This is a genomic window from Nonomuraea sp. NPDC049141, from assembly GCF_040648415.1.
GTDB lineage: Bacteria > Actinomycetota > Actinomycetes > Streptosporangiales > Streptosporangiaceae > Nonomuraea.
Window position 1 is genome coordinate 24,381 of record NZ_JBEZDR010000044.1, and the last position, 10,783, is coordinate 35,163.

General features: G+C 67.8%; 12 protein-coding genes and 2 pseudogenes. 10 read left to right on the forward strand and 4 right to left on the reverse strand.

The genetic code is table 11. The features are described from left to right. Positions 1-83: 83 nt before the first annotated feature. From AB0B91_RS62250 to AB0B91_RS62280, 7 genes are all read left to right on the forward strand, one after another. The gene (locus AB0B91_RS62250) at positions 84-512 is read left to right on the forward strand and encodes a MarR family transcriptional regulator (RefSeq protein ID WP_358342302.1); all 429 of its coding nucleotides are present in this window, start codon (positions 84-86) and stop codon (positions 510-512) included. Next, entirely contained in the window at positions 502-1,017 is a 516-nt protein-coding gene (locus AB0B91_RS62255) for a hypothetical protein (protein ID WP_358342303.1), read from the forward strand. The genes AB0B91_RS62250 and AB0B91_RS62255 overlap by 11 nt, the downstream gene beginning before the upstream one ends. A 226-nt stretch (positions 1,018-1,243) precedes the next feature. Further along, positions 1,244-2,788 carry an MFS transporter gene (locus tag AB0B91_RS62260; protein ID WP_358342304.1) on the forward strand — a complete coding sequence of 515 codons (1,545 nt, stop codon included), beginning with the start codon at positions 1,244-1,246 and terminating at the stop codon, positions 2,786-2,788. 109 nt (positions 2,789-2,897) lie between these two features. Beyond that, positions 2,898-3,332, forward strand: a complete 435-nt coding sequence (locus AB0B91_RS62265) for a GNAT family N-acetyltransferase (RefSeq protein WP_358342305.1) — start codon at positions 2,898-2,900, stop codon at positions 3,330-3,332. A gap of 283 nt (positions 3,333-3,615) precedes the next feature. After that, positions 3,616-4,800 (forward strand): beta-eliminating lyase-related protein, encoded by a 1,185-nt coding sequence (locus AB0B91_RS62270; protein ID WP_358342306.1) that lies wholly within the window; start codon positions 3,616-3,618, stop codon positions 4,798-4,800. A gap of 344 nt (positions 4,801-5,144) precedes the next feature. Next, entirely contained in the window at positions 5,145-5,531 is a 387-nt protein-coding gene (locus tag AB0B91_RS62275) for a helix-turn-helix transcriptional regulator (RefSeq protein ID WP_358342308.1), read from the forward strand. Between the two features lie 24 nt (positions 5,532-5,555). Next, positions 5,556-6,518: a hypothetical protein gene (locus AB0B91_RS62280; RefSeq protein WP_358342309.1), complete on the forward strand. Its 963-nt coding sequence runs from the start codon at positions 5,556-5,558 to the stop codon at positions 6,516-6,518. Positions 6,519-6,844: 326 nt separating this feature from the next. On the opposite strand, the gene AB0B91_RS62285 is transcribed toward AB0B91_RS62280, so the two are convergent. Continuing rightward, the gene (locus tag AB0B91_RS62285; protein WP_358342311.1) at positions 6,845-7,324 is read right to left on the reverse strand and encodes a TSUP family transporter; all 480 of its coding nucleotides are present in this window, start codon (positions 7,322-7,324) and stop codon (positions 6,845-6,847) included. Position 7,325: 1 nt separating this feature from the next. Continuing rightward, a pseudogene (locus tag AB0B91_RS62290) lies at positions 7,326-7,631 on the reverse strand (sulfite exporter TauE/SafE family protein); the annotation flags it as partial. A gap of 385 nt (positions 7,632-8,016) precedes the next feature. Between AB0B91_RS62290 and AB0B91_RS62295 the strand changes: the two are divergent. Continuing rightward, entirely contained in the window at positions 8,017-8,193 is a 177-nt protein-coding gene (locus AB0B91_RS62295; protein WP_358342312.1) for a ribbon-helix-helix domain-containing protein, read from the forward strand. A 317-nt stretch (positions 8,194-8,510) separates the two neighbouring features. Here the strand turns inward: AB0B91_RS62295 and AB0B91_RS62300 are convergent, their stop codons facing one another. Then, entirely contained in the window at positions 8,511-8,876 is a 366-nt protein-coding gene (locus AB0B91_RS62300; protein ID WP_358342314.1) for a hypothetical protein, read from the reverse strand. Between the two features lie 146 nt (positions 8,877-9,022). On the opposite strand from AB0B91_RS62300, the gene AB0B91_RS62305 reads away from it, so the two are divergent. Then, positions 9,023-9,655 carry an SMI1/KNR4 family protein gene (locus AB0B91_RS62305; protein ID WP_358342316.1) on the forward strand — a complete coding sequence of 211 codons (633 nt, stop codon included), beginning with the start codon at positions 9,023-9,025 and terminating at the stop codon, positions 9,653-9,655. Positions 9,656-9,784: 129 nt separating this feature from the next. Beyond that, positions 9,785-10,312 (forward strand): hypothetical protein, encoded by a 528-nt coding sequence (locus AB0B91_RS62310; protein ID WP_358342318.1) that lies wholly within the window; start codon positions 9,785-9,787, stop codon positions 10,310-10,312. Here the strand turns inward: AB0B91_RS62310 and AB0B91_RS62315 are convergent. Then, positions 10,213-10,626 (reverse strand): annotated as a pseudogene (locus AB0B91_RS62315) (transposase); the annotation flags it as partial. The gene AB0B91_RS62310 and the pseudogene AB0B91_RS62315 sit on opposite strands and share 100 nt — an antisense overlap. Between the last annotated feature and the right edge of the window lie 157 nt (positions 10,627-10,783).

Below are 10,783 nucleotides of genomic sequence, written 5' to 3' on the forward strand. Positions count from 1 at the left end.
AGTTGCACTGTCTTCTGCGGGGCCGAGTGTGATCACATCGGATTTGGTTGTGCCATACAACAAGATAGTTGTAAGGTCCAACCATGGCGGATGAGCGTGAACTCCAGGAAGCGGTGGGAAGCTTTGTCCGGGCCTTCGGTCTCCATCGGCCTGACCAGACCCCCTGCGGGCGACCCATCCCGGTATCGGAGGCCCACGCGCTGGGCGAACTGGCCAGGGACGGCGCCCTACGGCAAAGTGAGCTGGCTCAGCGACTCCGCCTGGAAAAGAGCACCACCAGCCGCCTGGTCACCCAGCTCATCAACCGCGGCTGGGCCGAGCGCACACCGGCCCCAGATGACGGGCGCGGCGTGCTGGTCCAGCTCACCCCCGCCGGGACCAACGCCGCGGCGCAACTGGCCAAGGCCAGAGCGGCACGCTTCGCGGCGATCCTGAACCGTGTCCCTGCCAGCGAACACGCCAGTGTGCTGCGCGCCCTCGAAATCCTCACGGAGGCAATAGATGAAACGTAAGAATCGACGCGTCCTGCTGCTCATCACCGCGCTCGCGGCCATCGCCGTCGCCTCGGCCGTCTATGTGCTCATCGGCCAGAACGGACAACCCGCCTTGGCCGATCGCCAGGCGGAGATCGCGGCCAAAGGCCAGCAGGTGATGCCGTTCGACCTTGAGCGCACCACCCACCGCTTCACCAAGTCCGCCACCGGCGGCCTGCAGACCGTCACCGCGGATGACCCGGCCGACGCCCAGCAGGTCAAGCTCATCCATGAGCACCTCACCAAGGAAGCCGCGAACTTCAGGCAAGGCGACTTCGGCGACCCCGCCTCCATCCACGGCGGCGACATGCCGGGCCTGCGCGACCTCGAACAAGGCCACAGCCGCATCGACATCCGCTACGCCCCCACCTCCACCGGAGCCCAGATCACCTACACCACCTCCGATGCGTCCCTGATCAAGGCGCTGCACGCCTGGTTCGACGCCCAGGTCTCCGACCACGGGCAGCACGCCGAACGCGGATAGATCCTTCCGGTTCAGGCGCCCCGTTCAGACTCGCTGTTTTCATCGGACACATACGCGGCCCTTATACCCCTCCGGGGTAAGGTCATGTCTCGGATATACCTAACCGGGGTACGGTTCAAGGCCTCGTGCGCCGGAGGCATCTGGCGCACGAGGCCATCCCTACGGAGAATCCCTCGGCGGCACGGGTCGCCAAGCACCTAAAACTCGATCTTGAAGGGATGTTCCGTTGCCATCTGCGGATATCGGCTCCACTCAGCGCGCCGGCTTAAGGCAGTGGCTCGGGCTGGTCGTGCTGGTCCTGCCCGCCATGTTGCTGTTCATGATGCTCACCATCTTGTTCCTGGCCATCCCGCAGCTGGCGGCGGAGCTGAAGCCGAGCAGCACCCAAACGTTGTGGATCATCGACATCTACGGCTTCCTGATGGCCGGGCTGCTGGTCACCATGGGCACTCTGGGCGACCGGATCGGTCACCGTCGGCTGCTGATCGGCGGCGCGGTCGTCTTCGCCGTCGTCTCGCTGCTCGCGGCCAACACCTCCGATCCCGCTCTGATGATCCTCTGGCGAGCTGTGCTGGGCGTCGCGGCGGCCACTCAGATGCCCGCCACGCTGGGGCTGATCTTCGCCACGTTCGCCGACGCCCGCCAGCGCGGCATCGCCGTCGGGGTGTGGTCGGCCGGTATCTCCGTCGGGACCGGCCTGGGCCCGGTGCTCGGCGGGGCGCTGCTGGAGGCCTTCTCCTGGCGGGCGGCCTTCCTGGTCGCGGTGCCCGTCATGGTGGTGGTGGCGATCGGCGCGGCGCTGCTGCTGCCGGACAACCGCAACCCCGCCGCGAGCCGCCTCGACCTGGTCAGCGTGGCGCTGACGCTGGCGACCCTGCTGCCGATCGTCTACGGCGTCAAGGAACTGGCCAAGGACGACGGCCTCGTGCCGGCGCTGGTGAGCATTGCGGCCGGGCTGGCGTTCGGCACCTGGTTCGTGCTCCGCCAGCTCCGGCTGGCCGAGCCGCTGCTGGACGTGCGGCTGTTCGCCAACCGCACGGTCAGCGGCGCGCTGGGCGTGTTCCTGCTCGCCGCGACCGCGCTCGGCGGCATCTACCTGCTGTTCACCCAGTACCTGCAGCTCGTCGAGGGACTCTCACCGCTGCAGGCGGGGCTGTGGGTGCTGCCCGGCGCGGCGCTGCTGGTGGTCGTCTCCACCCTCTCGCCCGTCCTGGTCCGCCGTATCCGCCCCGGCCACCTGATCGCGGCCGGGCTCGCCGTGCAGGTGATCGGCTATCTGATGCTCACCCAGGTCGGAGCCACCGGTGGGCTTCCGCTCCTGGTCGCGGGATTCATCGTCCTCTACCCGGCCGTCGCCCCCTCGATGGCGCTGACCACCAACCTGGTCGTCGGCTCAGTACCGCCGCAGAAGGCCGGCGCGGCTTCCGGACTGGCCACCACCTGCAGCGACCTGGGCATCTCACTCGGCATTGCGATCCTCGGCAGCATCGCCGCCGCCATCTACCGCGGCCAGGTCAGCGCCGAACTGCCCGGCGGCCTGCCGCAGGAGGCCGCCGCGGCCAGCCGCGACAGCCTCGACGGCGCGGTCACCGCGGCGCAGACGCTGCCGGGCGAGCTGGCCGCGGCCGTGCTCGCTCCCGCCCGGGCGGCGTTCGCCGGCGGGCTCAACACGGCGGCCGTCATCGCCGCGATCATCGCCGCCGGCGCGGCGGTGCTGGCGATGCGCCGGCTGAGCCACATCCCGCTCACCGGCAGCACCCCCGGCCAATGACCGCCGGACGCAGCCGGCTCGCCCGCCCGGCAGGCGGCGGCAACCGGCCTGGAAGAGCACACAGCCCCCCAATCCGCTGCCCCTTGCCCCCCCATCTGGGAGGACCATCGTGATAGTCATCCGTCGCGCCACGCCCGATGACGCCTCCACCGTGTACAGCCTCATCCGTGCGCTGGCCGAGCACCAAGGCCAGCCCTCGGCCATCACGGTGAGCGTCGACGACCTGAAGCGGATGCTCGCTCGCCCGGAGATCACCTACCTGATCGCCCAACGGGACGGCCGGGCCATCGGCTACGTGTCCTGGCTGCAGCGGATCCATTTCTGGTCCGGCGAGGACTACCTCGCTCTGGACGACCTGTACGTGACCGGCGCGGAACGCGGCCACGGCGTAGGAGAGCAGTTGATGCGGGCCGTCGCCGAAGCCGCCAACGGCAAGCTGATCCACTGGGAGGTCGCCGAGGCCAATGTGGCCGCGCAACGCTTCTACGCGCGCATCGGCGCCACCCTCCTCGCCAAGAAGATCGGCCGCTGGCAACCGAGATAGTTGAAGCGGCGCCTCCCCGGATGTGCGCTACGCCCTCGACTACACGCCCCGGCGCGGGCCCTCGGCTTTACACGGGCAGCGCCAAGTACCCCGCCGGGTGGGCCCGCCACCGCCTGGCGGCCTGGCTCAATCCCAGCATCGGCACGACGACGATGCACGGACGAGGGAATTGCGCGCCCCCTCCACTCGCCTCTGGCGCGAGTGAAGAGGCGCAGGCCAGCAGGGAGAGCAGTAGCGGATATTGCGCTACTGCACACTATTCGCATCAGAATGGAGCGTAACCATGACCGACCCCACTCCGCCCGTACGGCGGTCACTGTTCCTGCACGCGCCCATCCGGCGCAGGCCGCGCGCCGTGCTGGAGCGCATGCTCGCCCTCGTGGACGACGACACCCCACCGGACGGCCCCGACGGCCCCGTCGCAGTGCTCGAACAGCGCATGGCCACTCTCCTCGGCAAGGAGGCCGCGCTGTTCTTCCCGAGCGGGACAATGGCGCAGCAGGTCGCGCTGCGCATCCATGCCGACCGGCGCGGACGGCGCACCTTCGCCGCTCACCCCCAGTCGCATCTGGACGTGTGGGAGGAACAGGGCTACAACGCCGTCCACGGTCTGCGGATGCGCCGTACCGGGGATCTGTTCGAGCTGATGACGGCACAGGATCTGGCGGCGATCGGCGAGCCGCTGGCGGCGGCCGTGTGGGAGTTGCCGCAGCGCGACCTCGGCGGCCTGCTTCCCGAATGGGATGACTTGTGCGAGCAGGTTGCGCTCGTACGGGCCTCCGGCGCCGCCGCGCACCTGGACGGCGCACGACTGTGGGAGGCGCAAACCTATTACCAGCGGCCCATCGACCAGATCGCCGCCCTGTTCGATTCGGTGTACGTCTCCCTCTACAAGAGCCTGCAAGGCGTGCGCGGCGCCGTTCTCGCCGCCGACTCCGACACGATACGCGCCGCTCAGGTGTGGCGGCAGCGACTCGGCGGCGGCATCCGCGACGCGTGGCCGCTGGCCCTGGCCGCCCTGGTCGGCCTCGACACCCTGGCGCCGCACATGTCCGCCTACCGAGACCACGCGATCGCCATCGCCGCCGCGATCAACGCCGACGGCACCGCCCGCGCCTACCCCGACCCTCCCCAGACGCCGATCTTCCACATCCACTTGCCCGCCCCCAGGCGGGCCGTCGAACAGGCCGGGGCGGCCATCCTCGCCGAGCACGGCATCCAGCTCTGGGGACGGGTACGGTCCGGACCCGACCCCTCCCGCTGCAGCTTCGAGATCACCGTCGGCGAGAACGCGATGGAGTTCACCCCTGAGGAAGTGGTCACCCTCATCCACGACGTGCTGGTCCGCGCGGAGGCCCGCCCCTGGGTGCCCGCCGAAGCGCCGCTCGCCCACGCCGTTGACGGCGCATTCGCCCCAGCTGGAACGGAGCAGACCAGCACAAGCAGCAACGCACCCACGGCCAAGTGAACTTGGGGCGCCCCGGCTCGGCATCGGTCACACGACCGATGAGGGCAACACCGGCTACGCCCGGCATCGGTCTAACTGGCCGGTGCCGGTGCCAACGTGATCAGCCAGTCTGACCGGTGGCGTGCAGAGCGGCGAAGTCGGCCCGCGCCGCCGCGAAGGCCTCGGGATAGGTCTGCCGCTTGTCGCACTCGGCCAGGGCCCGGTAGATGCTGGCCAGGCCGGGGTTGCCTTTGCGCCCGTGGGGGTCAATATGTCAATAGGGTCGTTTTGTCACCAAGGACGGAAGAGCCTGAGCCATGGCTGCACGCCGCGGCGGTGCCGATCGGAGCGGGACGGGACAGGGGATGGTGCCGTTTGTCCTGCTCGCGCTGGCCGATGCTCCGAGGCACGGCTATGTGCTGGCCGGCTACCTGGCCGATCTCGGTTTCCGGCGGGCCGCGCAAGATGCGTCGGTGGTCTACCGGGTGTTGCGCCAACTGGCGGAGGAGGACCTGGTGACGGCGGAATGGATGCTGGGTGATGACGCACCACCGCGCCGCACCTACCGCCTGACCCCAGCGGGTGAGGCCTACCTGCACGAACGCGCGACCGATCTGCAGCGACAGGCCGAGCGCATCGAGGTGTTCCTCGACCGCTACCGCCACCTGTTTCCCGCAGGGCAGACCACGTCAACGCCGCCTCGCCATCCAGCGCGACCAGGCACGACACCCAACGACGCAAACGGCCGGTAACCAAGACCGGACAAGGAGACGGACATGCACGCTCAAGATGAAGCGCACCAACAAGATCGCGCACCGCAGTTATCGCGCCGGGACGCGGTGACGGCCGGCGGCCTGCTCGCACTGGCAACGGCAGGCGTGACGGGGTGGACGACGAGCGCGTCGGCGACCAGCACGACACCGGGCCAGGCGGCAGCGACCAGAACCACCATCCGCCTGGCCAGCGTCACCACCATCCAGGACGGAGGCCTGCTGCCGCGCCTGCTCGCCCCGTTCGAAGCGCGAACCGGCCGGCGCGTGCAGGTCTACATCGGAGAAGACGTCTACGCCAAGGCCCGCGCAGGCGAGGCCGACCTCATCTTCTCCCACTTCGGGCACACCGACACCCAAGCGTTCATCACCGACGGCCTCGGCCAATGGCCACGGACGGTGTTGTTCAACGCCACCGCGTTGATCATGCACACGAGCGACCCGGCCGGCGTGGCCGGGCTCACCGATCCCGTCGCGGCGTTCAGCCGCATCGCCGCCGCGCGTGCGCCCTTCATCGCCACCGCAACGCCGGGGCTGACCTACATCGCCGACATCCTGTGGAACGCCGCCGGCCGACCGGACAAGACCGGCTGGTACCAAGACACGGGACTCCAACCGCAAGCGGCCATGCGAGCGGCCGCCCAGCAGCGGGGCTACAGCCTCTGGGGCCTCACCCCGTTCCTCGTCTGGCAGCAGGACAACCCGCTCCCCTTACGCCCTGTGCTGTACGGCGATGAGATGTTCCACCGCATCATGGTGTCGGTCGTGGTCAACCTGGCCAAGTTCCCCCGCGCGAACGTGGCCGGCGCGCTGGCCCTGCAGGACCACCTGCTCCAGCCCGCCACCCAAGCGCTCATCCAAAACCACCGCTACCCCGGCCTCGACCAGCCCCTGTTCTGGCCGGCAGGCCGCGACAACGCCTCCGAACTTCTGCCCGCACCGTCCGGCACCCACGCCGGCCCCAGGTAGAAGCGTGGGTGCCCCGCACCGGCACCCACACCGCAGCGAGCCGATGACCGGCCCAGACGGTTCACTCGACCGATTGCCCGAGTCGAGACGCCTACCACCACCTCACCGAACCCTGATACAGAGCACTCCGCCAAACCAGGCGCCGACCCGCCCCTGCGGCGGCAGCGCCTGGAGGGGCCCGTCCCCGAGGACCTAGCCGCCATCTTGCGGGCAGCCAGATCCCGGCCCCGTCAAAATCTCGCCGACCGTAGGACGCGCCCAACCGGCAGCAGCGGTCCCGACCGGACGGCCAGCCGGTGGATTGGGAGCGCCGCCTGGCGCGGGGGTCAGATCAGGGACTGGACGGCGTACAGGCAAGCCAAAGCAGTGGCCAAAACACCCAGAAGCAGCCGTAGCGCGGTCTCCGGCAGCCGGGGCTGCAGATGAGCGCCGACGTAGCCGCCGATCAGCCCACCCAGCCCACACAGCAAGCCCAACCCCCACTCAGGCGCGATATCGCCAGGAGTGCTCAGCGCCAGCACGGCGTAAGTGAGCGCCCCGGCGATCGAGGTAACGAACGTCGTGGCCAGCGCGGCGGGGGCGACCTTCGTGACCGGCAGTCCACGCCCCACCAGGATCGGCCCGAGCAGCGACCCACCGCCGATGCCGTACATCCCGCCCACCGTCCCCACGGCCACCGCAAGCGCGGTGATCATAGGCGGCGACGGGCCGTCCGGCGCACCGTGGCCGCGCGCCGGGCGCAGCGTGCGCACGCACAGCCATAAGCCCAGCGGAAACAGCAGACAGGCCACCAGGAGGCGAAACACCCCCAGAGCCGGGCAGGAGGAAGACCCGCACCAGCGCACCGATGACGACGCCGGGCAAGGTACCCAGCACCAGCAGGCGGGTCAACGGCCCACCGAGATCGCCGCGCTTGCGGTAGCGCAACAACGCCCCCGGAGTGGCCACGACGTTGAACAACAGGTTGGTCGGCGTCACCGCTGGGTTGGGCACATTCAACACGCTGAGCTGGACCGGAAGCAGGAACACCGCTCCAGACACCCCGACAGGCGTGGTCACCACCGAGATCAGCAAGCCAGCGACAAACCCCAGCAGTCCCTGCCACCAGCTCACGGACGTACCACCCAAACGTTCACGCCCACATTGTTCGTCATGGCCGGCCCACGCCGCCTCGACGGCCTCGGGGTAGGCCTGCCGCTTGTCGTGCTCAGCCCAGGGCCCGGTAGATGCTGGCCAGGCTCGGATTTTTCGGCCGCCTCGCTCAATGAACCCGCACGCTGCTGACCTGCGGAAGTGTAGGGGTGTGTAGGGATCCAGGTATTGGTTCTGTATGTATAGGCGCGTAGGTGGAACAGATAGACCCTACACAGCTCTACAAACACCCGCTGAAGTGCAAGAACACGAAGAGAAGCCCTACACGGCTGCGGTCAATTCCAGCACTCGCGGCCTATCTGAAACAGGTGTAGTCGAATGTAGTCATCCGTATTACAATGTAGTCGTGTCGAACAAGCCGACCACCGTCCGGCTGACGGACGAGCAGAAGGCGGGGCTCGACGCCATCGGCGAGCGAGAGGACCGGAGCCGATCGTGGCTCATCTCGAAGGCTGTGGACGAGTACATCGCCCGACATCAACGAAGTGAAAAGACGACTACGAACGGAGGCGAACCTCAGTGAACGAACCGGCGTCGCAACAGCCGTTGCTACAGTCGGCCCCCAGAAACGACTCAGGGAGTCCCTTGAGATCAAGGAACTCCCTGGTGATGCTGTGTGCGGCCGGAGGTACTCGAAACCCCAACCTTCTGATCCGTAGCCAGTTCGAGATCGTCCATGGGCGTCCACCGCCGTCAGAAGGGCCTGCTCAACGACCTCTTCAGCTTGATCTGGTTCCACGGGCGTACACCGACGTCCAGGGACGTTGTTAGCAACGGCGTTAGCAAGATCGGCCAGACCTCGGTTGTCCCGAGACGGCTGCTGGTCCTGCCGCTCGGCGGTCAATCGGTCCGCTGCACCGCGGGTACGAATCCGCCCCGGGCCTTCTCGTCATCGGCCAGTGCCGCCCAGTCGTCCACCGCACTGTGCGAGTCGACGACCAGCACGACCGCACCGCCGGAACGGTCGACGGCTTCCAGCCATGCGAAGCGCTCTTCGGCCTCCTCGGGACGGGCGATGCCTTCGACGAAGATCCCGGAATCACCGGGGCCGTCGACCACTGAGGCGGTCAGGCCAGCGAGGATCTGCCAGCCCTCACAGGGCAACGGCCTGCCTGCATCGAGCCGGAAGACAGGAAGCCGCTCGACCTGTTCGGTCGAGACGAGAACCAGTACCGGCACGGCGCCGGCGAGGTAACTGGCGTCCACGCGAGGAATGTAGAGCGGCATTCGGTGAGTATCGCACCACCCTGCCTGTGGCCGGATGCTGGGGTACGCCGCCCAAAGCCGAACCCAGTCACCTGCTCTTCGACGCCGTTAGTCTGTGCGCGTTGACGCTTCAACCGGGAGAATCCATGCGATCAGACATCAGCCTGGATGAGATGGCTGCTGAACTCTCCCGGCTTGCTGATCTCTCAACGGCTGTGCCTCTGCCGGAATCCGAGGTTGTGGCTCTTGAGGAAGTGATCGGCGCGCCGCTGCCTGACGAGTTCCGGTCGTTCCTGCTGCGATTCGGCCGGGGAGTTCGTCCAGGCCCCTTGCTCGACCTGCATTGGATCGTGGAAGAGACCCAACAGGAGCGTGAGGACTTCCAGGAGGAACCCGAGGTCGCCGCCTACCCGTGGGAGCCCTTCCCGGTGACCCGGGATGATGTGCGGCAACTGCGGCGCCTCGCCGCCGAGGAAGCAGACCCCACCCTGTGGATGGACAAACCCTCACCCGGGACCATGTTCCTGTGCAGCCACGGGTGCTCGTGGATCAGTATGCTCGCCATGAACGGCGAGTACGCCGGCACCGTCTGGCTCACCGAGATGGGATGGGTGAAGGACATGTCCTGGTGGCCGTCGGCTCCCTGGAGGGATGTTGAGCCGTCGAGCCGTCTGCATGGGGGCTGGAGCGAACCGGTGCCGTTCCTGGACTGGTACACACGCTGGACGCGGCAGATCGTCAGCCGCCATTGGCGCTCGCGACAGCCTGACTTTTCTTGATCGTAGAGGCGTTCATTCTTCCTTCGCAGGCGAACTCCCGCGCCTTGATCCACACCCCACCATCTGATCCGTAGGGTAGGGCAGACAGCACGTCGATCACACTTACATCGACCCGACCAGCTGATTTAGATGGTCACCATGCGGTTGGATGAGTCGGCGTTGCTGTACTGGTTGCTGTACAGCGGACCTCAGCCCTCGGAGTCGATGGCAAATACCGACGAAGTCGGTCTGCGGCAGCCGATCGCCCTGGCCATCGACGGCGAGCAACCGAAGTCAGCGATCGTCACGGTCTCCGCGGAACACTTCATTACGAGTGAAGCGGAGAACCGTGGTCGAGGGCTGGCGCTGCTGCTCAACCGTGTGGCGGCGTACGGGACGATCAGGCTGCGTGAGGCGGCGTTGCTGTATTTCCCTGCTGTACAGCAATCCACAGCAACCCACGTGCCCGGTGGCAAGCCGACCCGGAGCGCAGGGCCGCCAGGCCCGAGACATCCGATCGGCGGCGATGTCAAGCATGCTCGGTCCGTGGTGGCCGTCGACGCTACGGCGGGCTGTGATCAACGCGATTGGGCGTCGACGGCTGCCACGGTTCGCGGGGGTCTGGGGGCGGTGGAGCCCCCAGGGTCTGTGGTGGGAAAGGCGAGGTGTTCGCTGTAGGACTGGCGGGTGGTCAGGCAGTGGAACAGGCAGCCGAGGAAGCGGTTGTAGAGGTTGCGCAGTGCGGCGGAGTGTCGATCGCCGTGTTCTTTGCGCCGGTCGTAGTGGGCGCGGGCGCCGGATGAGGCGGTCAGGCTGGCGAAGGCCCAGATGTAGCCGACGGCGGCCAGGCGGCGGTTCTTGACTCGGCGGTGGACGACGGCCCGGCTGCGTCCGCTGGCGCGGGTGATCGGGGCGGCTCCGGCGTAGGCCTTGAGGGCGCGGGCGTTGGCGAAGCGGGTGCGGTCATCGCCGATCTCGGCGAACAGCCGGGCGGGGGACTGTAAAACTAACGGCGGATCTGATGATCAAGGGAGACACACTTGATGTCCGAGACTGCCGTGGAGTCGCTGTCTATGAACGAAGTGCCTGCCGAGCCGGACCGCTCAATGACGGACGAGCAACTGATCTCGATGCTGGTGGGTCGAGCCC